Origin of the sequence: Pseudoduganella lutea (assembly GCF_004209755.1) — a bacterium.
Taxonomy (GTDB): domain Bacteria; phylum Pseudomonadota; class Gammaproteobacteria; order Burkholderiales; family Burkholderiaceae_D; genus Rugamonas; species Rugamonas lutea.
Genome location: NZ_CP035913.1, coordinates 5,828,078 through 5,850,705 on the forward strand (window position 1 = coordinate 5,828,078; position 22,628 = coordinate 5,850,705).

The 22,628-nt window shown below is 67.5% G+C and carries 18 protein-coding genes and 1 pseudogene; 8 read left to right on the forward strand and 11 right to left on the reverse strand.

All coding sequences use genetic code 11. The features are described from left to right. Window positions 1–4 precede the first annotated feature (4 nt). The 3 genes from EWM63_RS24730 to EWM63_RS24740 form a co-directional block, all read right to left on the reverse strand. Complete coding sequence (locus tag EWM63_RS24730) at window positions 5–955, reverse strand: phosphate acetyltransferase (protein WP_130188894.1); 951 nt, start codon at window positions 953–955, stop codon at window positions 5–7. Window positions 956–1,284: 329 nt separating this feature from the next. Further along, the gene (bcsG, locus tag EWM63_RS24735; protein WP_165390907.1) at window positions 1,285–2,886 is read right to left on the reverse strand and encodes a cellulose biosynthesis protein BcsG; all 1,602 of its coding nucleotides are present in this window, start codon (window positions 2,884–2,886) and stop codon (window positions 1,285–1,287) included. Window positions 2,887–3,073: 187 nt separating this feature from the next. Then, window positions 3,074–4,648, reverse strand: coding sequence for a BcsE family c-di-GMP-binding protein (locus EWM63_RS24740; protein ID WP_165390908.1), 1,575 nt, complete (start codon window positions 4,646–4,648; stop codon window positions 3,074–3,076). A gap of 206 nt (window positions 4,649–4,854) precedes the next feature. Here EWM63_RS24740 and bcsR point away from each other — a divergent pair, with 206 nt between their 5' ends. The 5 genes from bcsR to EWM63_RS24765 are packed head-to-tail and all read left to right on the forward strand — an operon-like array spanning window position 4,855 to window position 14,242. Beyond that, window positions 4,855–5,046 (forward strand): BcsR/BcsP family cellulose biosynthesis protein, encoded by a 192-nt coding sequence (gene bcsR, locus EWM63_RS24745; RefSeq protein ID WP_130188897.1) that lies wholly within the window; start codon window positions 4,855–4,857, stop codon window positions 5,044–5,046. Further along, window positions 5,043–5,807: a cellulose biosynthesis protein BcsQ gene (bcsQ, locus tag EWM63_RS24750; RefSeq protein ID WP_130188898.1), complete on the forward strand. Its 765-nt coding sequence runs from the start codon at window positions 5,043–5,045 to the stop codon at window positions 5,805–5,807. Before bcsR ends, bcsQ begins: the two co-directional genes overlap by 4 nt. Beyond that, window positions 5,804–8,353 carry a UDP-forming cellulose synthase catalytic subunit gene (gene bcsA, locus EWM63_RS24755; RefSeq protein ID WP_130188899.1) on the forward strand — a complete coding sequence of 850 codons (2,550 nt, stop codon included), beginning with the start codon at window positions 5,804–5,806 and terminating at the stop codon, window positions 8,351–8,353. The genes bcsQ and bcsA overlap by 4 nt, the downstream gene beginning before the upstream one ends. Further along, window positions 8,350–10,599, forward strand: coding sequence for a cellulose biosynthesis cyclic di-GMP-binding regulatory protein BcsB (bcsB, locus tag EWM63_RS24760; RefSeq protein WP_130188900.1), 2,250 nt, complete (start codon window positions 8,350–8,352; stop codon window positions 10,597–10,599). The genes bcsA and bcsB overlap by 4 nt, the downstream gene beginning before the upstream one ends. Window positions 10,600–10,612: 13 nt before the next feature. Beyond that, a complete protein-coding gene (locus tag EWM63_RS24765; protein ID WP_130188901.1) occupies window positions 10,613–14,242 on the forward strand; it encodes a cellulose synthase subunit BcsC-related outer membrane protein in 3,630 nt (1,209 codons plus the stop codon). A gap of 100 nt (window positions 14,243–14,342) precedes the next feature. Here the strand turns inward: EWM63_RS24765 and EWM63_RS31870 are convergent, their stop codons facing one another. From EWM63_RS31870 to EWM63_RS24795, 7 genes are all read right to left on the reverse strand, one after another. Further along, window positions 14,343–14,483, reverse strand: coding sequence for a hypothetical protein (locus EWM63_RS31870; RefSeq protein WP_165390909.1), 141 nt, complete (start codon window positions 14,481–14,483; stop codon window positions 14,343–14,345). Window positions 14,484–14,676: 193 nt separating this feature from the next. Further along, window positions 14,677–16,113, reverse strand: a complete 1,437-nt coding sequence (locus tag EWM63_RS24770; protein WP_130188902.1) for an SLC13 family permease — start codon at window positions 16,111–16,113, stop codon at window positions 14,677–14,679. 337 nt (window positions 16,114–16,450) lie between these two features. Beyond that, window positions 16,451–16,888: an acyl-CoA thioesterase gene (locus tag EWM63_RS24775; RefSeq protein WP_207221147.1), complete on the reverse strand. Its 438-nt coding sequence runs from the start codon at window positions 16,886–16,888 to the stop codon at window positions 16,451–16,453. 137 nt (window positions 16,889–17,025) lie between these two features. After that, the gene (locus EWM63_RS24780) at window positions 17,026–17,772 is read right to left on the reverse strand and encodes a PAS domain-containing protein (RefSeq protein WP_165390910.1); all 747 of its coding nucleotides are present in this window, start codon (window positions 17,770–17,772) and stop codon (window positions 17,026–17,028) included. A gap of 290 nt (window positions 17,773–18,062) precedes the next feature. Next, entirely contained in the window at window positions 18,063–18,683 is a 621-nt protein-coding gene (locus EWM63_RS24785) for a response regulator (RefSeq protein WP_130188905.1), read from the reverse strand. Between the two features lie 221 nt (window positions 18,684–18,904). Next, window positions 18,905–19,714: a response regulator transcription factor gene (locus EWM63_RS24790; RefSeq protein ID WP_130188906.1), complete on the reverse strand. Its 810-nt coding sequence runs from the start codon at window positions 19,712–19,714 to the stop codon at window positions 18,905–18,907. A 77-nt stretch (window positions 19,715–19,791) separates the two neighbouring features. Then, on the reverse strand, window positions 19,792–20,100 hold the full coding sequence (locus EWM63_RS24795) for a hypothetical protein (RefSeq protein ID WP_130188907.1): 309 nt from the start codon (window positions 20,098–20,100) through the stop codon (window positions 19,792–19,794). A 410-nt stretch (window positions 20,101–20,510) separates the two neighbouring features. Here EWM63_RS24795 and EWM63_RS24800 point away from each other — a divergent pair, with 410 nt between their 5' ends. Then, window positions 20,511–20,945 carry a VOC family protein gene (locus EWM63_RS24800; RefSeq protein WP_130188908.1) on the forward strand — a complete coding sequence of 145 codons (435 nt, stop codon included), beginning with the start codon at window positions 20,511–20,513 and terminating at the stop codon, window positions 20,943–20,945. A gap of 6 nt (window positions 20,946–20,951) precedes the next feature. Here EWM63_RS24800 and EWM63_RS24805 read toward each other — a convergent pair. After that, window positions 20,952–21,050 (reverse strand): annotated as a pseudogene (locus EWM63_RS24805) (oxidoreductase); the annotation flags it as partial. 254 nt (window positions 21,051–21,304) lie between these two features. On the opposite strand from EWM63_RS24805, the gene EWM63_RS33075 reads away from it, so the two are divergent. Together EWM63_RS33075 and EWM63_RS33080 are read left to right on the forward strand one after the other, a co-directional pair. Continuing rightward, complete coding sequence (locus EWM63_RS33075; RefSeq protein ID WP_371861122.1) at window positions 21,305–21,475, forward strand: tripartite tricarboxylate transporter permease; 171 nt, start codon at window positions 21,305–21,307, stop codon at window positions 21,473–21,475. Then, window positions 21,438–21,641 carry a tripartite tricarboxylate transporter permease gene (locus EWM63_RS33080; RefSeq protein WP_371861123.1) on the forward strand — a complete coding sequence of 68 codons (204 nt, stop codon included), beginning with the start codon at window positions 21,438–21,440 and terminating at the stop codon, window positions 21,639–21,641. Before EWM63_RS33075 ends, EWM63_RS33080 begins: the two co-directional genes overlap by 38 nt. Window positions 21,642–22,628 lie beyond the last annotated feature (987 nt).

Consider the following 22,628-nt stretch of genomic DNA (forward strand, 5'->3'; position numbering starts at 1 on the left):
CACATCAGCCACCCAGGATCTTTGGCTCGACCAGGCGGCGCCGGGCGACGAGCACGGCCACCGCACACGAAGCCAGCCGCGCTGCGACGGAATCGGCCCGGCTCGTGAGGATCAGGGGAACGCGCGCCCCGAGCACGATGCCGGCCGCCCCGGCGCCGGCCATGAACGACAGGCTCTTGGCCAGCATGTTGCCCGCTTCCAGGTCCGGTGCGACCAGCACGTTGGCACGGCCGGCGACCGGCGACACCAGGTGCTTGATCGCGGCGGCTCCGGGATCGATGGCGTTGTCCATTGCCAGCGGCCCGTCGAGAATACCGCCAGTGATCTGGCCGCGGTCGGCCATCTTGCACAGGGCCGCCGCATCGAGCGTCGCGGGCATCTTCGGGTTGACCGTTTCCACCGCTGCCAGGATGGCGACCCGCGCTTCGCCGAAACCCAGGATGTGCGCAAGGTCGATCGCGTTCTGCACGATATCGACCTTGTCGGCCAGCGCGGGCACGATGTTGATGGCGGCATCCGTGATGATCAGCGGTTCGCCATGGCCAGGAATGTCCATCACGAAGCAATGGCTGAGCCGGCGCGCGGTGCGCAGCCCCGCGGTCGCCGAAACGACCGCGCCCATGAGCTCATCGGTATGCAGGCTGCCTTTCATCAGCGCCTGCGCGCCACCCTCGCGCACGATCTCCACGGCGCGTGCCGCGGACGCATGGCTGTGTGGCGTATCGACGAGGGGGAGCGCCGAGATATCCAGCGCCGCATCGGCGGCGGCCTGCTCGATCCTCGCGCGCGGGCCGATCAGGATCGGCTGGATCAGGCCGAGCCGGCTGGCGTCGAGCGCCGATTCCAGCGCATGGGCGTCGCAGGGATGGGCCAGTGCCACGGTGACCGGGCCACTCTCCCTGGCCAGGGCGATCAGCTTATCGAAGTAGGGATGACCGGTGTCCGGGATACTCATACGGACACGCCTGCCGCGATGCAGCAAAGCTCAACCCGGCATGCGGAGACAGGTTCCAACGACAGGCACATGGACGCTCCAATGATGTGTTGGTACGATCTTAGCCATAAATCAACACTGTAGCCAATATTTCTTGTGCAGCGCGCAAGCACTCACGCAAATTGCGGTGCCCGCGACCGGCGCCTGTGAATCGGCCACTGAATGATGGGATAGCCTGGACGCTCGGGCATTACTGAGAATGGACCTACGAGCAGGCCCTGAGTACAGGGCCTTTTTCAAACCGGGGATCGATAATGCATCGAACCAACCGCCGTTGTTTGTACAGCCGCTCACGGCCGGTACACCTGCCACGGTTCTCCACCCACCTTCAACAAGTAGTTCTGGTCCAGCTGCTGCACCAGCGAGCCTTCGTTCTCGGCCACGAACCGGGTCACGGGGAGGTTGGCGGTATAGTCGCCCGGCGCGAACCGGCCGTCGTCGAAGGGCGGCCGCGCGACCATGGCGGCGACCAGTTGCGACAGCGCCGTGTAGCTGGTTGCGTCGTTGACGTGCACCGTGCCGCCCGAAGCCTGCGACCCCACCACCTTCACGATCACCGGCACGGTGGTGACCGACGGCGTGGCGAATTCGCGCAGGCCCGCGATCTGCATCCGGTCGCCGCGCAGCGCAGCGCCGTGTTCCGGTACCACCACCACTACCGCCGTGCGGCCGGCCTTGTCGAGGGCGCCGATGAAGCCGTCCAGGTCGTCCAGCAGCTTGGCCGCACGGCGCGCATAGGTTGCCGTGCTGCCCTTGCCGGCATCCGGTCCCGCCACCAGCCGGTTGCCATCGTGCAGGCTGATCGTGTTGTAGTACAGCGCCGTCCGCGGTGCCAGATCGCGCTGGCGCTGCGCCAGCCAGCGCGCCAGGGCGGCGCCGTCATCATGGATCGGCGAATCGTCGAAGCCGCGCTGCGGCACCGGCAAGCCGGCCAGCGGCAGCAGCGGCGCGTTCACGCCCTGGCGCCGCACCAGCGACAGGAAATCGTCGAAATGGCCATCGTGGTTCATCGCCAGGTTCTGGGCAAAGCCGGCGCGTTCGAGCACCGGGAACAGCTGGCATTGGGCTGCCGCTGGCTGGTACAGGGCGCCGTGGCGCGGCTGGCCGCAGGGCGCGCGCAGCAGCCGGATCGCGGCCGGGCCGCTGTACGAGGCGGCCGAGTTGAAATGATGGAAAACGATGTCGGCCTTCTGCAGCAGCGGGTGGCGGTCCAGGTTCACGGCGCGCAGGTCGTCCCACGACATCGAGCACACGTGCAGGAAGATCACGTCGAACGGTGTGCCGCCGGCCTGGCCGAACGGTACGCTGCGCCGGCTTTCGTTGTCGAAGAACGCGGCCAGTGCCTGGTCCGGTGTCGTCGCCGTGGCGCCGGTGCCGGCGACAGTGCCGGCGGCAGTGGCCGAGGTAGCGGTGCCGGACAAGGCGGCATCGTCGTGCCCCGGCAGCAGTGCCATGACCAGCAGCCCGGCGACGGCCACGGCGCCCAGCCGCAACCAGGTGCCGGCGATGCGGGCCAGCACATAGCCCACGGCCAGCAGCGCAATCACTTGCCAGTTGACGAAGCGGCCGGCCAGCTCGGCCAGGTAATCGATGCCGAAGCCGGCGACCTGGCCGCGCTGCGCCCACAGCCGCGAGAAGGGCGGAAGGAACGAGTCGTGGTAGAGCAGAGCGATGGCGGCCGGAATGGCCAGTGCCAGGCGCAGCCGCCGCAGGCGCCGGTCGGAGATGGGCACCGCGAGCAGCGCGGCGAAGGCCAGGTTCTCGAGCGCGTGCAGGCCGATCAGGCCGCGCCAGGCCAGCAGCAGCTTGGCGAGGAAATAATAGCTCCAGCCCCCAAGCGCGAGCCGGGGGACGGCGGGAGTGGCGTTGCGTGGCGGATCGGTGTCGCTCAACGGTCTCGCTCTTGCTCGGTTGAACAGGTGTGCGGATTGTAGCGCTGAAACCGTTCAGGCCGAGCCACGCAGTTCCGGCAGAGCGGGCGGACAGGATTCGTAGACTGGCCCGTGGCGGCGGACGGACCAGCGGGGAGCGGCGGAGGCGCGATCGCCAGCAGCTAGCCGGCGGCGCCCACGGTCACGATCAGGCCTGCAGGGTGGCGGGAGTGCGCGGCGCGAGCGTGCGGCGTTGCGCCGGGGCCGGCGCGGCATAGCGGAACGACGCGGGACCGTTCAGTGCCGGTGCCGGCATGGCAATCCGCGTGGCCGCCTGTGCCGCGGGCGCGGCAAGGGCGGCACCCAGGTCCGGCAGCAGGTCCGCCTTCCGGGCCAGGGTGTCGCGCTGGCGGCCGATATCGCGCGCCGTGAGAAAACGGGCTTCGCCATCGAACAGGTCGCGATAAGGCAGGCGGAACAGCCGCTCCAGCGTCACTTCCACATCGCCTTCGTGGCAAGCGTACAGGAATACATATAGCGACTTGCCGTCGGCTGTTACCAGGTCGCCGGCGCGGCGGATGTCGCACTGGCGCAGCGCGTCGGTCGCCGTCACGCCACGCGCCAGCCGCAGGCGCACCAGCGCGCATTCGACGCGCAATTGCTGGCTGTGCTGCAAGCTGTCGTCGAGCGCGCCGATAAAGGCGGCGGGGGCCAGGTAACCCTGGTGGCGCGCCGGTGCCGCGTCCAGCAGCGCATCGACGGATTCCGGCAGCACGCCGGTGAACATCTGCGGGCCAAGGGCCGCACACAATGCAACGCAACGGGACAGCGGCATGCCGGCCGGTACCACCAGGGTGGCGCCGACGCGTTGCAGCACCGCTTCCTGGGCCTGGCGCATCCCCATGTCCATTTCGCGGATGACGATCTTTACGTCGCGCGCACACTGCTGGCGCAGCGCATACACGGTGCGCACCAGCGTGTCGAAGGGGGCGCTGCGCGAAAATGGCAACAGCAGCGTGGCCGGCGATTGCCCGCCCGCAGCCAGGGCCAGCGCGTCCGCGTCGTCCATGACCTGGCAGCGCACCTTGTGCCGCTCGTGCGGCGCCAGCGCGCCGGTAAGTACCAGCAGGGCCGGTTCCTCGGCCTGCGATGCCGGCGCTGCACACGGCGCAATCGCCAGCGCGAAGCCGGAACCGTCGCGCATCAGGCGCTGGGTGGACGCGCCCGCCACGCCACGGGTGTTGTGCCAATGGCAGGTTTCCCACGCTGCGTCCGCAGTCCCATGGACACGGGCGATACCGGCGAACTCCGGCGCATGGGTGCTGGTGACGGCAACCTCGGCGCGCAGCAGCAGCACGATGGCCTTGTCGTCGCGGGCAGCCCACTCGCGCAGCTGGCGCAGCACCGAGCCGTCGTCGCGCGGATCGCCGCCGAACAGCGTTTCCGCATGGTCCAGCAGCACGACGGCCGCGCTGTCGACACCGAATTGCGCCAGTTCGGCGGCCATTTCGGGCAGACGGTCACGGGCCGCACGGCCGGTGGCGTGTTCCAGCAGCGTCAGGCGGCCGTTGTCCGGCAGGGCGCCATGGGACATGGTTTCATCCAGGCGGGCACGGCGCGACACCAGGCAGGCCGGCACTTGTGCACTGACGAGCGTGGCATGCAGCAGCGGCGCCAGCGCGCCAGCCCCGTGCTCGACGATGGCGTACAGCTGCCCACGGCCGAGAACAGTATTGAGCGCGGCAATGCCGCCGAAATAGGTAGGATGTTCGTACGCCAACATGACACGTTCCAATCGAAGAAAGACGAGACCGGGTGCGCATGGTTGGGGCGCCTTGCTCGACAGTTGTTTCACTGTCATCCGCCGGGGATCTGGGCGGGCTGCAGGCATTAGTGTACTAGAATTTCCTTGAGAAAACTCGAGATGCTCCCGAAAAACTTATTCCTATAGTTGCGTTATAGGAACATCGATAGGGAAGGGATGCCGGGATGTCAAAGAAGTTACCCGGAGCCGCGCCGTATGGCGACGATATCGGCAGGTTGTACATGCGCTTCGGGCAGCCCGGCGAGGCGGCGCAGTACCGCGAACTGCTGCGTGACCAGGCCGCGCTGCACGCGGCGCTGCGCTGGCCGCTGCTGGCCGAGGTGCAGGGCATGGAACCAGAGCCGCCCGCGACATGAGGACGGTCGCCGTGATGGGCGCTTCCGGGGGCGCCGGCGTCACCACGGTCGCCGCCGGCCTGGCCAGGGCGCTGCACGCGGCCGGGCATCCGGCGCTGGCATTCGACATCAATCCCGACAACACGCTGCGCCTGCCGTTCGGCATGCACTGGGACGACCGCTTCGGCCTCGGCCCGGCACTGCTGGCGGGCGGCGACTGGCGCGAGGCGGCATACCGGAGCGCCGCCGGTACCGATTTCGTGCCGTTCGGCGAACTGGCCGACGACAGCGAGTTGGCCGCGCTGGCGGACCTGTTCCACAACGAGCCCGGCTGGCTGGGCCGCGAGCTGGCTGCCCTCGACCTGCCACCGGAAACGGTTGCCGTGTGCGATTGCCCGCGGCTGCCATCGCCGTTCGCGGCGCAGGCCCTTGCCGCGGCCGACCTGGTGCTGGTGGTGCTGGCGCCGGATCCCGTATCGTATGCCGTCGCCGGGCGCATCGTCGAGCGCAGCCAGCGCAGTGGCGCGCCGCCTGCCTGCCTGCTGCTGAACCATTTCGAACCGGCCCGGCCCCTGCATCGCGACCTCGTGTTGCTGCTACGTGCGATGGCCGGCAATGCCCTGGCACCGGTCACGCTGCACCGCGACACCCATGTCTCCGACGCGCTGGCCTGCAAGCAGGGCGTGCTGGACTTCGCGCCGGCCAGCCAGGCCGCGCATGAGTTTGCCACGCTCGCCACGTGGACGCTGGCGCGGCTCGGCCGCGGGGCCGACGCGCCATGAGCACAGCGAGCACAATCAGCAAGATGAGCAAGACGGGCACGATGGTCCGGCTCCATGCGCTGCTGGGCATCGACGCGGGCGCATCGCTGCCGTACCGCTTCGCCCAGTTGCTGTTGCGCGGCCGGGCCGTGGCGGCGCTGGTCCGGCTATTCCCGCACGTCGACCTGTCGCGCCCGCGCGCCGGCGATCCGCTGCGCATCCTGCTCCAGGCGCTGTACCTGGTGTTCGTGCGCCAGCGTGGCGAATCGGCGGGCGCACCGGTGCCGCTGCCGCTGCGGCGTGGGGCGCGCGCGGCGCGGCATGGCTGGCGCCAGGCGCGGGCGTTCGCCCAGGACTGGCTCGGCACACGCGGCAAGGCCGCCGAAGCGAAGGCCGAGCGCATCGCCGACCATCCGCTGTGGGATGCCCCGGCAGTGCGCTGGAGCGCCTACGGCATCGCCGCCATGCTTGCGCTGCTGTGCGTGACGACCCCGTTCGGACCCGTGGCCCAGTTCACCTTCGTGCTGGTCCTGTGGTGCATCGCGCTGGCCGTCCGGCAGGTGCCGGGGCCGGTCGCCACGCTGCTGCTGATCGTGCTGTCCGTGACCGCGTCGGCCCGCTACATGTGGTGGCGCGTGACGGAGACGCTGAACTGGAGTGCGCCGCTGGACGCCGGCTGGGGCCTGCTGCTGCTGTTGGCCGAGATGTACACCTGGGTGGTGCTCATGCTGGGCTACATGCAGAGCGCATGGCCGCTGCGCCGCCAGCCGTTGCCCTTGCCGCCAACGGTGCGCGAGTGGCCATCGGTCGATATCTATATCCCGACGTACAACGAGCCGCTGAAGGTGGTGCGGCCCACCGTGTACGCGGCCACCGGCATCGACTGGCCGCGCGACCGCCTCAACGTCTACCTGCTCGACGACGGGCGGCGCGATGAAATGCGCCAGTTCGCGGAGGAGGCGGGCGTCGGCTATATCGTGCGTCCGGACAACCGGCATGCCAAGGCGGGCAACCTGAACCACGCGCTGAAGCAGACCGGTGGCGAATACATCGCCATCTTCGACTGCGATCACATTCCCACCCGTTCGTTCCTGCAGTCCACCATGGGCTGGTTCCTGCACGACCCGAAACTGGCGCTGATGCAGACGCCGCACCATTTCTTTTCGCCCGACCCGTTCGAACGCAACCTGAACCTGTTTCGCGAAACGCCGAACGAGGGTGAACTGTTCTATGGCGTGATCCAGGACGGCAATGACCTGTGGGACGCCACGTTCTTTTGCGGCTCGTGCGCCGTCCTCCGGCGCGGTCCGCTGGAAGAGGTGGGCGGCATTGCCGTGGAGACCGTGACCGAGGATGCGCACACGGCACTCAAGATGCACCGCCTGGGCTATCACTCGGCCTACCTGAACGTGCCGCTGGCGGCCGGGCTGGCGACCGAGAGCCTGTCGGCGCACATCGGCCAGCGCATCCGCTGGGCGCGCGGCATGGCGCAGATCTTCCGCGTCGATAACCCGTTCTTCGGCCGCGGCCTGACCTGGCTGCAGCGGGTCTGCTACGGCAACGCGATGATGCACTTCCTGAACGGCGGACCGCGCCTGGTGTTCCTGACGGCGCCGCTGGCATTCCTGTTCTTCCACGCCTACGTGATCTACGCGCCGGCGCTCGCGGTGCTGCTGTACGTGCTGCCTCATATCGCCCATGCCAACCTGACCAACTCGCGCATCCAGGGCGAGCACCGGCATTCGTTCTGGGCCGAGGTGTATGAAACCGTGCTGGCCTGGTACACGGTGCGGCCGACACTGGTGGCGCTGCTCGATCCCGGCAAGGGCAAGTTCAACGTCACCGCCAAGGGCGGCCTGGTGGAGGACCAGTACTTCGACTGGACCATTTCGCTGCCGTACCTGGTCATCGTCGGGCTGAATGTACTAGGCTTGGGCGCCGGCCTGTGGCGGCTGGCGACCGGGCCGGCCGACGAAACCGGCACGGTGCTGGTCAACATCGCCTGGACGGTCTACAACGTGCTGCTGCTGGGCGCCGCGATCTCGGTGGCCTCCGAGACCCGCCAGGTGCGGCTGTCGCACCGTGTCGCCATCAAGCTGCCCGCGGTGCTGCACCTGCCGGACGGCCGCCTGCTGCGCTGCGAGACGGTGGACTTCTCGGAGAGCGGCGCCGCGCTGGCGCCGCTGGCTCCCACCGGCCTGCAGGCGGGCGACAGCGTGCTGGTATCGCTGTGGCGCGGGGACGAGGAACATGCGTTCCACGCCAGCGTGATCGGCGCGGACGCCACGCGTGTCCGGCTGCAGTGGCAGCTCGCCAGCCAGGAGGAGCAGAGCATGCTGGTGCAGTGCACGTTCGCCCGTGCCGACGCCTGGGTCGACTGGGCCGAGGGCCGGCCGGCGGACCGGCCGCTCGATGGCCTGAAGAACGTGCTGAGGATCGGCCTGCGGGGCATCCTGCAGCTGGCCCGCCTCGGCATGATGCCGCGCCACAATGCGCGACTGGCCCGGCTGGGCCGCTGGCTCGGCACGCTGGCGCCACGCCCGGCGCGGCCGATGGAGAACCCATGACCAACAGAATACCAAAGCGGCTCGGCCGCCTGCTGTCCCTTTGTCTTGTCCTCCATGCGGGCGCCGCCGCGGCGCAGCCGGCCCGGCCGGAATCTGCCCCAGCTGCCGCCGCAGTGGCACCGGCTGCGGCCGACAACGTGCGCCGCCATGCCTTCTCGGCGCTGGGCGGCGGTGCCGTGATCCCGCTGCGCTCGACGGACGGCAAGGCCGTGCTGCGCTTCGGCACCCGTTCCGACGAACTGGTGACGCGCGCCGTGCTGAGGCTGCGCTACAGCTGGTCGCCGGCACTGATCGCGAACCTGTCGCACCTGAAGGTGCTGCTGAACGACGAGGTGGTGGCAACACTGCCGCTGCCGCGCGAGAATGCCGGCAAGTCGCAGGCGGCCGAGCTGGAACTGGACCCGCGCCTGGTCGCGGAGTACAACGCGCTGACGCTGCAGTTCATCGGCCACTATGCGATGGAATGCGAGGACCCGCTGCATTCGAGTTTGTGGGCACAGGTCAGCGGCGCCAGCGCGGTGGAGCTGACGGTGCGCCCGCTGCCGGCCGCGCCGGACCTGGCGCGCCTGCCCGAACCGTTCTTCGATGCGCGCGACAACCGCCGCCTGGAACTGCCGTTCGTGCTGGCCGCGCGGCCGTCCCGCGATGCGCTGCAGGCCGCCGCCGTGACGGCATCGTGGTTCGGCAGCCTGGCCGCATGGCGCGGCACGCGCTTCCCGGTGGCCGGAGCGGCGCTGCCGGCCGGACATGCTGTGGTCATTGCCACGAATGCGGAGCGGCCCGCCGCCTTGGCCGACATGCCGCCCTTCGCCGGCCCGGAACTGCGCGTGGCCGTCAATCCGGCCGACCCGAACGGTGCGCTGCTGGTCATCGGCGGGCGCGATGCGGGCGAACTGCGCACGGCGGCGCTGGCGCTGGCCCGCGGCGGCCAGGCGCTGTCGGGCATGCGCGTGACGGTGAGGGACACCCGCGCCGCCGCGCCGCGCAAGCCGTACGATGCACCGAACTGGGTGCGCCTGGACCGGCCGATGCGGTTCGGCGAACTGGCCGAGGACGTGCGCCAGCTGCAGGTGACCGGCCACACGCCGGAGCCGATCAGGCTGAACCTGCGCATTCCGCCCGACCTGTTCGTGTGGAACAGCCACGGCATTCCCGTCGAGCTGAAGTACCGCTATTCCCCGCCGCTGCGACCGGCCGAGTCGCGCCTGACGATGGCCGTCAACGACGAACTGGTGCGCTCGTTCAACCTGCTGCCGGATGCGGGTGCGAGCGCGGCCCGCGTGCAGTTGCCCCTCCTGGCCGAAGGCATGGTGCCGGCCGGCGTGCAGGTCCGCGTGCCGGCGTTCCAGCTTGGCGCGCGCAACCAGCTGCAGTACGCGTTCTCGTTCAGCTACCAGAAGGAGGGGGCGTGCCGCGAATCGCCGGTGGAAAACGTGCGCGCGGCGATCGATCCCGATTCGACCATCGATTTCTCGGGCCACCCGCACTATGCGCAGATGCCGAACCTGCGCTATTTCGCCGATGCCGGCTTCCCGTTCACGAAATACGCCGACCTCGCGCAGACCACCGTCGTGCTGCCCGATGCGCCGGCCGCGGCGGAAATCGCGACACTGCTCGGCGTAATGGGCCGCTTCGGCGCCGCCACCGGCTATCCGGCCACCAGCGTGCGGGTGGCCGGTCCCGGCGACACGAACGCCGTGAAGGACCGCGACCTGCTGCTGGTCGGCAGCCGCATGCCCTTGCTCGCCGCCTGGCGCGATCGGTTGCCGGCCACGCTGGAAGGGGGCACGCGCAGCGTCAGCCAGCCGGCGGACGCCGGGTTCCCGTTCGGCTGGCGCGGCATGCGCAGCGGCGCCGACCCGGCCATATCGGCGAGCTCCTCGTTCGCCGGCGGCGGTCCGCTGGCGCTGGTGCTCGGCTTCGAGTCCCCGGTGGCCGGCGAACGCAGCGTGGTCGCGCTGACGGCCAGCGAGCCGTCGCTGCTGCCGGCCGTGCTCGATGCGCTCGATGGCGGCAATGTGTCCGGCAGCGCCGCCTTCGTGCGCGGCAAGCGCGTCGACAGCGTGCTGTCCGGGGCCACCTACACGGTCGGCGACCTGCCCTGGTGGACGTCGGTGTGGTATGCGATGTCGCGCCATCCCATCCTGCTCGGCCTGCTCGCGGTCGCGGCGGTGCTGGTATTCGCCTTCGCCCTGTGGCGCTCGCTGCGGGCGATCGCCATGCGGCGCTTGCGCGCGGGCCAGTGAGGGATAGCGCGCAATGTGGCGCCTGATCGTCGCACTGGCGTTCGCCCTGCTGGCCGGGCCGGCGGCCTGGGCGCAGGGCGATGCGACGGCGATGCTGCTCGAGCGCGCCGCGTTCTGGGAAGGCCGCGGGCGCGACGACCTGGCGCTGGCGGAGCTGGACAAGGTACTGCGGCTGGCGCCCGGCCAGCCCGATGCGCTGGCAGGCAAGGCACTCGCGCAGCATCGGCTCGGCAAAACAGCCGACGCGGCCGCGACCGCTGCGAAGCTGCGCGCCGCGGCACCACGCCATCCGGGGCTGGCCCAGTACCGGGGCCTGCTGCGCGAGCAGGGGCCGGAAGCCCAGACAATCCGCAATGCGCGCGGGCTGGCACGTACCGACCGGGTGGACCAGGCGCTGTCCCTCTATCGCCAGCTCGATGCCCGCGAGCCGCTCACGGGCGACCTGGCGCTCGAGTACTGGCAACTCGTCGGCCGCACCTCCGGCGGCTACGACCGGGCGATCGCGGGCACGCAGCGGCTCGTCCGCGAGCACCCGCAGCACCCCGGCTACCTGCTGGCGCTGGCCAGGCTTGAATTCGAGCGGCAGGTGCGGCCGGCCATGCTGGAAAAGGTGATCCGCATCGCGGCCGTGCCGCGCTACCGGCAGGAGGCGCGCGAGGTCTGGCGCAAGGGCCTGCTGCGGCTGCCGGCCAACGCGGCCAGCCTGGCCCTGATCGATGATTACCTGGCCGTGCAGGATACGGAGGACACGGCAATGGTGGCGCAGCGCGCGCACCTCGCGCAAGACATCGACGTGCAGCGCCGGCTGGCGGCCGATCCCGGCTGGCAGGCGCGCCGGCGCGGGCTGACGGCGCTGGAGGCCGGGCGTCTGGACGACGCGCAAAGCGCCTTGCACGAAGCGTTGCGCACCCGCCCGCGCGACCCCGACGTGCTGGGCGGGCTTGGCACGCTCCACCTGCGCCGTGGCGAACACGCTCGCGCGGAAACCTATTTCGCCGACGCGCAGCGTGCCGGCGGCGGCAGCCGCTGGCAGGCGATGGGGCGCGTGGCGCGCTTCTGGGCCTTGCAGCGTGCCGCGCGCGATGCGATGAACGCCGCCGAGTACGGGCGTGCCGGGGACCTGCTCGCCCAGGCGCGCACGCTGGACCCGCGCGAACCGGCCGGCCTGCTGGCCGAGGCGGAACTGGCCGAGCTGCGCGGCGATCCCGAAGGCGCCGGCCGGTTGTTCCGCGAGGCCCTGTCGAAGGCACCGAAAAGCGAAGACGTGCTGGCCGGCCTGGCCGGCTTCCTGATCCGCCAGGGTGACCAGGCCGGCGCCGCGCCGCTGCTGGCGGCGCTGCCGGCTGCGAGGCGGGCCGAGCTCGATCGCGAGATCACGCGCCTGCGGGCCGCGGCGCTGGTACGCGATGCCGAAGCGGCGGCCGCCCGGGTCGACGATGCCGCCGCCATCGCGCTGTACGAACAGGCCGCCGCGCTGGACCCGGCCGACCCGTGGCTGCGCCGGGCGCTCGCCGGCCGGTACGCGGCACGGGGCGAACCGGAACGCGGCAGGGCGCTGTTCGACGCGCTGCTGGCACGCCAGCCGGAAGACCCTGCCACGCGCTACGCGTATGCGCTGTTCCTCGGCAGCCAGGGCCGCGAGGCCGAGGCGGCCGACCTGCTGCGCGCGATTCCCGCCGCACAGCGCAGCGCCGAGATGGCGGCGCAGCTGGCGCGGCTGGACGTGGCCGCGATCGCAGCCAGGGCGCGCGCCTCCAGCGACCGGGAAGCGGCGCTGGCAATGCTGCGCGAAGCACTGGGGCGCTACGGCGGCGAGCCCGCGCACGTACTCGAAGTCGTGTCGGCGATGGCGGCGATCGGCGCGGACGACGAAGCCCTGCGCACGTTGTCCGGCCTGGAAGGCATGGCGCTCGATGCCGATGCGCTTGCTGCGGGGCGCACTCTGGAGACGACGATCGCCGTGCGACGGGCGGCGCGGCTGCGCGAAGCGGGCGATACCGATAACGCCTTGCGCGCGCTTGCCGGGCTGCCCGAGACCCCGGCGGTGCTTGCGGAACGTGCGCGCACCGAACGGGCGCGCGGCGACACGGATGCGGCACTCGCCACGCTGCGGCAATGGCAGGCGGCGAGCCCGCATGACGCACCCGCCGCCGCGGCCATCGCCGAACTGCTGGCCGCGCGTGGCGACCGGGCCGGTGCGCGTGCGCAGGCGCAAGCCGTGCTCGATTTGGCCGATGCGCCGCCCGATGCGGTGGCCGATGCCGCCGGCGTGCTGATCGCGCTCGACGAAGCAGGCGACCTGGCCCGTGCCGACGTCGCGCTGCGGGCGCAACTGGCGCGTCATCCGGCCGAACAGGGGCTGCTGGACCGGGCCGGGGCACTGGCCGAGCGGGCGGGGCGCGTCGACGATGCCATCGGCTTCTACCGGCGCGGCAATGCCGTTGCCGGGCCGGTGCTGCCGGACTGGCGGCGCGACCGGCTGGCGGGCCTGGTCGACCGCCGTGCCGGCTGGGTGTCGTCGGCGGTCGATCACCAGACCCGTACCGGCACGCCAGGCCGCTCCGACCTTGCCATGGACGAGTGGGTCGCCGAATATCGGTTGCCGCAGGCGGGGCTTGATCGCATCGCCCTGCGTGCCGACGTGGTGTCCGCCCGCGCCGGCACGCTGGACACCGCGTCTCCCGCGGCGCGCGACGCCGGCACCATCCTGCTGTGCCAGCCCGACTGCGCGCCCGCCCGCAACGTGAAGGCGCAGGGCGTGGCATTGAACGCCGCCTGGGCACGCGGGCCGTGGCGGGCGGATGTGGGCACCACGCCGCTCGGCTTCGCTGTCACGTCGCTGCTGGGCGGTGTGTCGTACCGCGGCGACGTCGGCCCGGCCGGCTGGGGCATCGAGCTGTCGCGGCGGGCGCTGGCGGCATCGGTGCTGTCGTATGCGGGCATGAAGGATCCGGGCACGGGCCGCACGTGGGGCGGCGTCACCGTGAATGGCGCCGCGCTCAGCGGCAGCCTCGATCAGGGCGGGCGTTTCGGCGGCTGGGCCAACCTGGGCTGGCATGTGTTGACGGGCAAGCACGTGCAGTCGAACCGCCGTGTGCAGGGGATGGCCGGTGTCACGGTCCGGGTCGTCAACGAGCGCCACCGTCTGCTGTCGGTCGGCGCCACGGCGATGGCATGGCGTTTCAGCCACAATGCCGGCGAATACAGTTTCGGCCACGGCGGGTATTACAGCCCGGCCGCGTACCGCTCGCTGTCGTTGCCGGTCACCTGGGGCCAGCGCTTCGGCGCCCTGGCGGTCGCGGTACGGGCGTCGATTGCCGTCTCCCGTTCCCGCACGAAGGATGCGGCGTTCTACCCGCTCGATGCCGGCTTGCAGGCCGAGGCGGACGCGGTCGGCGCGGCGGCCTTCTATACCCCGCGCTACGCCGGCGGCAAGGGCCGCGGCACCGGCAGGGGGCTTGCCTTGACATGGGAATACCAGGCCGCGCGGGCCCTGTTCGTCGGCGGCCGCTTCAGCCTGGACCGCTCGATCGACTATGCACCGAACCGTTTCCTGTTCTACCTGCGCTGGGCGCCGGGCCACGTCGCCGCGCAGCCGGTGGCGTTCCCGCCCGAGCCCGTCGTGCCGACTTCACAGCTCTAGGCCAATGCCAGGGTATGCGGCGCTGATCCAGGCTGACGCGCGCGTGGCGTCATGGCGCGAATGACGTGTGGACCGCGGAACGCGGCGGGGTGTTGCCTGATCAGTTCCAGCCGCCGGCGTTCAGGCGGTGATCCAGCCGGGGAGGCCTGGCGATCTCGGCCTGCGTGCGCAGTGCCAGCACGGCGCGGTTGCGGGCAGCGGACAACAGGGTGCGGACGACGATGGCGAGGGCTTGTTTCATGGTGCGGCTCCTGGGGACGGTGGCGATCGCGATGCGATCCGATACGACCGTTATATAGGTGAGCCGCGCAAACTTCCAATTCTATGATGCAATACCAGTCATGCTTGCCGTGAATGTTGTCAGGGGGTGAATGCGGCCCGCGCAGGGCGGGCAAGGGGATGGCCCGGCCGTGAAAGCCGGGCCGACGGCAAGCTCACAGCACCACGAACAGGACCCACACCACGACCGGCGCAACCAGCGTCACGATAGCGCCATAGATCATCAGCTGGCGCAGGAAGACGTCGCGGTCGATATGCTGGGCGCTGGCCAGCACCAGGGCGCCGTTGGTCGAGAACGGACTCACATCGACGATGGTGGACGCCACCGCCATGGCGGCGATGAAGCCGATCGGGTCGACGCCGGTACCGCCTTGCAGGAACGGCACGGCCAACGGGATCAGGGAACCCAGCACGGCCGTCGACGAGGCGAACGCCGACACGATGGCGCCGACGAACAGCAGCAACAGCGCCACCACCAGCGGCGAAGTCAGGCTGGCGACGCTGTCGCCGACCCAGGTGATCGTGCCCATCTTCTGCATCACGCCCACATAGGTGCTTACGCCCACGATCAGCATGATCTCGGGCCACGACACCTGGCCGATGGCGCGTTTCTGCACCTGCGGCGACATCAGCGAGATCAGCAGGCCGATCGAGATGGCGACGAAGCCGATATCGAGCTTGTACATCAGCGTCAGCACGGCCAGCGCGAGCAGGCCGGTCACGGTGACGATCTGCTGGAACGTTGCGCCTTCGTCCAGTTGCGCGCCGGCCCCCGCGGGGCCTGTGCCGCCACTGCCAGCCGCGCTGCCGGCCGGGCCGATCGCGCCGACGGCCGCGCCGGAACGCTGTTGCGTCAGCCGCTCCTCGCTGGCCGCTTCGGCTTCGGCATCGCCATAGATCTGCGGCCCCTGCGCCGCCACCGCGACGGTCGCGCCGAATGGCGGCACCAGGCCGCCAAGCCCGGCCGCCGGCCTGGGCGCCTGCTGGCGCATCAGTTTCATGCCGCCAAAGACAATGAACAGCAGCAGCGAGACGGTGAAATTCACTCCCAGGCTGACGAACGCGGTCGTCAGTTCCGAGATCGGCAGTCCCGCTTCGTTCACCACCTTGTTGGTGATGCCGCCGTAGATGCTGATCGGCGAGAAGCCGCCGCCCTGGGCACCGTGGATCACCATCAGGCCCATCATCAAGGGATTGATGTTGTACTTGGCGGCAAAGCCCAGCGCGATCGGCGCGATGATGGCCACGGCCGCCGGGCTCACGGCACCGACGCCCGTCAGCAGGGCGGTGATGGCGAACATCACCCAGGGAATGGCGGCGATGCGCCCGCCCACGGCGCGCACCGCCAGCCTCACCAGCCAGTCGATGGTGCCGTTGTTCTGGGCCTGGGCAAACAGGAAGGTGATGCCGACCAGGGTCAGGAACAGTTCGGCCGGAAAGCCGGCCATGATGCCCTTGGCCTGCAAGCCGGCGACGAGCGTACCGACCAGGAAGGCGCCGACAAAGGCGATGACGCCCATATTGATGGGCAGTGCAGTGGCGATGACGAACATCAGCGCCAGTACGCAAATGGCAATCAGGTGAGTGGACAAGGCGGTGCTCCCAGAGGTGCGGTGCCGGGTTCCGGCCGGGCCGCGGGTGGTACGTCTCCTTGCATTGCCCGTCCTGGAAAGCGGCCAGTGCGGGCATGCTCTTTCGTTATCGTGAAACGTAAAGTAAAGGGGAACGGTGCCGGGATCAATTACTGCCGACAGCCGATGTTTACTCTGAGCGGAAAGATGGCGCGGGATTCCAGGCGCTGTCGCGCCGCGGCCAGGCAGGCGCATCGGCTCGTCCGTGAGCCTGAACGTTCGGTTTGCCGTCGGGCGCGACCGGCCGGGGAAGGCCTGGCATGTGGCGCACGGCTGGCATGGCCAGCTGGCGCGACGCTTATTGTTGGCTGACGACCGCCGGCAGATAGGCCGCGCAGAACGCCGGCGGCAGGCGGCGCGGCTTGCCGCTGTCGATCTCGATGCAGACCAGGTGCCAGCGTCCGCGCATCACCGTGGCGCCGTCCGCCGCCCGCACGAGCTGGAAACGGCGCTCCATCGTCAGGCGGCCATCCGTTGCCACCAGCCAGGTGCCCAGCAGCAGCTCGTCGCCGAGGCCCGTCGGCAGCAAGTAATCGTAGGCCGCATGGCCGATCGCCATCGCCCGGTTCAGCCGGCGCCAGGCGCCCAGGTCGAGCCCCAGGGCCACCGAGTGCGACCAGCCGGCCTGCTCGCACCAGCGCACGTACACGGCGTTGTTGGTATGGTCCAGCCCATCGATGTCGCCGGCGGCGGGACGGACGGGCAAGACATGCGGCGCGGGATAATCCCAGTTCACGGCGGCTCCAGGGCAAAGGCAGCATTGTAGCGCCCGCCGGCAAGGCATCCGAACGCCGCGGGTACCGTTATCGTGCCCGTAGCGGAATGCGCGTCCGGCAATGCGGCTTCTTTCCAGTAGCTGGATATCCCGCCACCTCAACCATGCTCATCCGTTACATCCCGCGCCACGCAGAACACCCGCCCGCCATGCGGCACGGCATTCCAGCAGAGCCACCGGTAGCTCCCATCCTTCGCGCGAAAACGATTCTCGAACTTGATGGTCGTATCGCCTTTTCCCAGCTTGCGTATTTCCTGCCTGGTCTGCTCGCGGTCATCCGGATGTTCCAGCCATTCCGAGGTGCGTCCCAATAAAGCCTCGGTATCCCAGCCGAATATCCGGGAGAAAGCGGGATTGACGCTGATCCACCGGCCTGACGAATCGGTAACGCCCAGCAGATCCTGGCTCAACTGCCATATCTGTTCGTGCTCGATCGTGCGCTCGGCCAGTTCGCGCATGGCCGCCTTGTGGACGGTGACGTCGAGCGCACGTGAAAACAGTTTCGATCCTTCCGGTACCGCTGCCCAGGACAGCCACCGGTAGCTGCCATCCTTGTGCCGGTAGCGGTTCTCGAAGTTCAATATCGGCTCGCCATCACGCACCTGCCTGAAAGCGGCTTCGCTGGCGGCGCGGTCTTCCGGATGAACAAATTGCGCGTAATGCTGTCCCGTCACGTCGCGCTCATCCCACCCCAGTACGCGGGTCCATGCCGGGTTGACGTGGTCGAACGTCGCGGTCGGCATATCGATGACGGAAAGCAGGTCGGGAATGATCAGCCAGCTCCTTGCGCGGTCCTGGTTGGCAGGGTCCGACACGGCTGGCGGGATCCAATGTGGATGTGACATTTCGGGCCTTCGATTTGATTTGTCCAAGACGGCGCGCGGCACTCGTTGCATTGTAGGGATGGTACGACTTCTTTGCCAGCGCTTGCATGGCAGGTCCCCGCTGGGAGTCGACTATGGCACCGCCCGACCGTGTCGCGCATGCCATAAACGATAAAAATGATACTCGTACGATTTACGCTTGGCAACGTGCGTCCGATAACAGTGTTTCTTGTCCAGGCATAACCAAGTTCGTACGATTACTGGCCGGCCGGCCGGGGAGTCAAGGCGTCCTGGCTCCCGGGCCCCAGCGATCAACCAGCCTGCAGCGCGGACCCGATGGCGCTGCGCAGTTGCTCGAACGGCAATGGCTTCGGCAGCACCCGTATGTCGGCCGGTAGCGACATCGACGATATCGTCGAGCGTTCCAACCCGCTGACCACGATGACCTGCATGCCGGCGTAGTCCGGGTTCGCGCGCAGTTTCTGGATCATGCGGACCCCGTCCATGCCCTGCATCTGCAGGTCCGTGACCAGGATCCGCGGGCGCTCGCGCCCGATCTCGAGCAGCGCGTCGAAGCCGTCCCGGGCCTTGACGATGTCGATCTGCATATCCCAGCCGGACAGTTCCAATTCGTACCGCTGCAGCATGGCTGGTTCATCGTCCACGACGAGCACGCGGTGACGTACCTGCGCCGCCGCGCTGGCGCTCACCGCACGCGCCTGGCGGCGTTCGAGCACCAGCCTTTCCACCGACGCCTTGACGATGCGGCGGTGGCCACCGGCCGTCTTCCACGCTTGCAGCACGCCGCTCTCGACCCACAGCTGCACGGTGCGGTGCGCAACGCCCAGGATGGCAGCGGCTTCCTTTGTCGAGTAATACTCGGTTGCGTCGTCGTTGCTGCCAGTTATGCCGGGGTGGGATTGCTGGGTCATGGGAGCTGCCAGGGGTGGGCACTGCAGGGGTTGTTCAGATGAACTGCCAGGGGTGAGTGTTATCAGTAGGATGCCAGGCAGGGGTGAGTCGAAGAGAATTATAGATCAGCGTTATCGGGTGGCGAACGCCCAAGGCAGGTTTTACGATGTTTTGGCAGGTTTGTTGCTTTTTGATAGTCACAAAAATACCGTGACACTGGCATACGTCAGGCGTGTCGATGCTAGCCGCGACCTTGCCCGGCCCCGGTCCGCTGGTCAACACTTGCAGGAACACGGCGATGCAGGGCGCTCCTGAACGCGGTCGGCGTATAACCGGTTCGATCCTTGAATGCGGTAGCGAAATTGCCGGCGTTCTGGAATCCCACCAGTTGCGCAATATCGCGCACCTCCATCTCCGTATCGCGCAGCAGGGTGGTGGCGCGCTCGACGCGTAGTTCGCGTACGTACTCAAAGACGCTGCAGCCTACCCGCGCGCGGAATAACTGATTGAGTTTTTCGCGATAGGTGCCGACCCGGTGGGCGATTTCCGTCAAGCCCGGCAGATTGCCGATATTCTCGGCAATGACCCGCTTGGCGGCGGTCAGCAACACCGCATCGGCGTCGCCATCCTCGGCGGAAAACCCTTTCGCCGGCCCATGCCGTTGTGCCAGGCGCAAGTGGATGCCGATCCGGACCAGCAGTTCCTCGCTGTCGAACGGCTTCGTGATGTAGTCGACGGCGCCCGCCATCAACCCAGTGACCCGTTCCAGCGGACTGTCCGCACCGCTGAGGAAAATGACCGGAATTCCGCTCGTGGCCGGGGAAGCCTGCAGCAGGCGGCAGCACGCAAAGCCATCGAGGTCGGGCATCTTCGCATCGAGCAGGATGAGGTCCGGCAGGTCCGTCTTCGCCAGCTCATAGGCCTGCGTCCCCGTGTTGGCGGACGTTACATGGTAGCCTGCTTCACTCAGCAGATCGACCAGCATCAGGCGTTCGAAGGCGGCATCGTCGACCACCATCACGTGGGCGGGTTGATCGAAGGCGTTGGCCATGTCTCCTCCAGCAATCGACGCACGGAGGCGTCAGGGTAAAGACTGCGTTCACTTCAAGTGTTCGGCTTGATACGGCATCAATGTGACAGTGCGTTGACTGTCAGGCGACCCACCAGCTGTTCCTGGCTGATGGACCGGTCCACGATATTTCCGGAAGCAAGCGGTTTTTCGGTCACGCAGGCAATCGCGCTCAGCATCGCGGTCAGTACCGCATAGCTGGCATCCCGGACCGATATGTGAAGAATGACCGCGTCGGACGTAAAAGACTCCATCTGCAACACATGACCGTTATTCGCCTGAACCTGGCAGATGACGTCCGACAGGGCGGCGGCAATCGGTCTGTCGATCGCGATGTTCAGTTGAAAGCTTGGCGCGAAATTCTGCATCGTTCCTCATTGCGGTGTTGTCGGGCCGGTCGATAGCTATCACATTGGAGGCTAGGGTATCACTTTTACTGATTTTTCGGTTGGCACAATCATGCAATATTTTTGTCATGGAATTTTTCTTTCGGATTGCATTCGGATACCGGTCCATTACTGCCGCACTTGCGCGTTGATGCCTGGGTAACCATTCCGATGATTTCCAGACCGAACGTGACAAACATGACATGGCCGTGCCGGATCGGTGCCGGGCATGTAACAGGCAAAGAGGCGGCCGTGGCAGAGCGGTTTACGTCATGGCTGGCGACGCCGACGGACGCACCATAATTTTTTGATCACCTGTCGATTTCACGCGGTATCGTTCGTCGTGACAGTGCAGAACCCGTCATTCCACCCAACTTCATCGAAAGGACGTCATGAACAAGCAGATCTTCGTCAACCTGCCCGTCACAGACCTCGACAAATCCAAGGCTTTCTTCCAGGCGCTGGGCTATGCCTTCAATGCGCAGTTCACCAACGAGAGCGGTGCCTGTCTGGTCATCAACGAAGGCAGCATCCACGCCATGCTGCTGACCCGGGATTTCTTCAAGACCTTCATCGACAAACCCCTTGCGCAAGCGAAAGAGGCGACCGGCGTGCTGATCTGCCTGAGCTGCGAAAGCCGCGAGGAAGTCGATGGAATCGTCGCGAAAGCACTTGCGGCCGGTGGCAGGGCGCCACGCGAGCCACAAGACCACGGTTTCATGTACAGCCATGCCTTCGAAGACCTGGATGGCCATGTGTGGGAATTCGTGTGGATGGCGCCGCAGGCGCCGGAAGCCCTTGAACCGACCGTGGCGGTCGGCCGATGACACGGGTTATGAGGCGTTCTTGACGACACCGCCATCGACGCGCAGCGCTGCGCCAGCGGTCGCCGATGCCGGCGGGCTTGCCACTTGGGCGATAAGTGAGGCCAGCCGGTTGCCGCCAGCCTGGTAAACCACGTCTAGTTCGATGCCTTGACCCAGGGCGGCATCGAGATGCTGCGCCTTGTCGGCGAAGGCCGTTCAAAGCAGCGCGGGCCCGACCGGCCTGGCGGGCGCGGGGACACCATCAAGTCCCACATGAAAGCCATCCCGCGGAAACGGGATGCGTATGCCCATGCGGGGATGATCGCGTCGCGGCGCCCGAAGCGGCCAACAACGCGGGCGCGCAGGTCTCGTTCATTCCGATGCTGATGCTGGGGATTCCTTCGAACCCGGTGATGGCGCTGACGATCGGAGCGACGATCATCCAGGGCATTCAGTTGGGGCCGGCGGTGATGACTGAACAGCCTGAACTGTTCCGGGGGCATCATCGCATCGATGTGGATCGGGAATTTTTTCCTGATCGTCCTGAATAGGCCTATGATCGGCCTCTGGGTGCGCATGATCATGGTGCCCTATCACCTGCTGTATCTGGCCATCCTGCTATTCTGCGCGATCGGGGTGGTCAGCCTGAACAACAGCGACTTCGACATTTACCTGATGGGGCATTCGGCCTGTTCGCTATCTCTGCGCCAAGCTTGAATGCGGACCGGCGGCCCTGATGCTCGGCTTCATTACCGGGCCGATCAAGGAGGAGTATTAGCGGCGTGCCTTGCTGCTGTCGCGCAGTGACTCGACCGTGTTCTTGAACAGCCCCATCAGTGCAACCATGCTGGCCATTCACTGGTGGCGCTGGTGATCGTCATGCTGCCGCGCTGCGAAAAAAACGCCAGGAGGCATCCGTCGGTTAACGGGCCGGCGCTGGCCCGGGCGGGAGACGTCGGCCGTCACAGTGCGGGCCGAAGGTCATTGAAAGGCCTTTCGGTAACAAGCTGGTTATGATGAAGCGAGCGTCATATGCCAGCACGCCTATGGATGTCGCGACCTGACGAATTGCTGAGTGATAGTTCGTCGCCGTGAGATCTCCAAGCCGCATGAGCGGAGGGACTCAGCAGTAATGGCATTTCCGATGGTATTGGACTGCAATGAGTGCTGTTTCGCGAGCAGGATAAGAAGCTTCGCAATTGAATGCTGCGCGGTGCCGTGTGCGCAGGCGGGACTACCTTAACCCGCGGCGGCAGCGGCGGCCTAGATGTACAGGTCGATCGGCACGACCAGGCTGAACGGTCTCGACCCTGACGTTCGTTGCACCGTATGCTAATGCTTATTGCCAACTGTCCACAATCGCGTTGCCGATTTCCTGTCTGAAGCCGTCCCGCCTACTGGCGCTTTATGTTCAATAACTCAGCGGCATGGCATGCCATTCGTCTTAACACATGGCCTTCGTGAAGACGTAAAGCAGACACTTTAACAACTCACGCAGCAAGGCTTGCTTCTGTTTGCAATTAGGTTGAAACTGGATGATGCATCAGCTGCAGCCTAAGAAGGAAGAACTACCACAGCAATAAAACGGATAGTGGGCGCTCTGGTATTCCAAACTGCGCACAGTTCTTATCATGTAAAAATTTTTCGTCAGTCGTCAAATACTCGCGCCATGACAGCATTAACTTCGGAGATGAAGGGGATGCC

Bases quoted from the DNA above. Each gene is read 5' to 3' on its own strand.
- EWM63_RS24730 (WP_130188894.1), bottom strand. From the start codon at position 955: ATGAGTATCCCGGACACCGGTCATCCCTACTTCGATAAGCTGATCGCC.
- EWM63_RS24740 (WP_165390908.1), bottom strand. From the start codon at position 4,648: ATGTTGGCGTACGAACATCCTACCTATTTCGGCGGCATTGCCGCGCTC.
- bcsR (WP_130188897.1), top strand. From the start codon at position 4,855: ATGTCAAAGAAGTTACCCGGAGCCGCGCCGTATGGCGACGATATCGGC.
- bcsQ (WP_130188898.1), top strand. From the start codon at position 5,043: ATGAGGACGGTCGCCGTGATGGGCGCTTCCGGGGGCGCCGGCGTCACC.
- bcsA (WP_130188899.1), top strand. From the start codon at position 5,804: ATGAGCACAGCGAGCACAATCAGCAAGATGAGCAAGACGGGCACGATG.
- bcsB (WP_130188900.1), top strand. From the start codon at position 8,350: ATGACCAACAGAATACCAAAGCGGCTCGGCCGCCTGCTGTCCCTTTGT.
- EWM63_RS24765 (WP_130188901.1), top strand. From the start codon at position 10,613: ATGTGGCGCCTGATCGTCGCACTGGCGTTCGCCCTGCTGGCCGGGCCG.
- EWM63_RS31870 (WP_165390909.1), bottom strand. From the start codon at position 14,483: ATGAAACAAGCCCTCGCCATCGTCGTCCGCACCCTGTTGTCCGCTGCC.
- EWM63_RS24780 (WP_165390910.1), bottom strand. From the start codon at position 17,772: ATGTCACATCCACATTGGATCCCGCCAGCCGTGTCGGACCCTGCCAAC.
- EWM63_RS24785 (WP_130188905.1), bottom strand. From the start codon at position 18,683: ATGACCCAGCAATCCCACCCCGGCATAACTGGCAGCAACGACGACGCA.
- EWM63_RS24790 (WP_130188906.1), bottom strand. From the start codon at position 19,714: ATGGCCAACGCCTTCGATCAACCCGCCCACGTGATGGTGGTCGACGAT.
- EWM63_RS24795 (WP_130188907.1), bottom strand. From the start codon at position 20,100: ATGCAGAATTTCGCGCCAAGCTTTCAACTGAACATCGCGATCGACAGA.
- EWM63_RS24800 (WP_130188908.1), top strand. From the start codon at position 20,511: ATGAACAAGCAGATCTTCGTCAACCTGCCCGTCACAGACCTCGACAAA.
- EWM63_RS33075 (WP_371861122.1), top strand. From the start codon at position 21,305: ATGCTGATGCTGGGGATTCCTTCGAACCCGGTGATGGCGCTGACGATC.
- EWM63_RS33080 (WP_371861123.1), top strand. From the start codon at position 21,438: ATGTGGATCGGGAATTTTTTCCTGATCGTCCTGAATAGGCCTATGATC.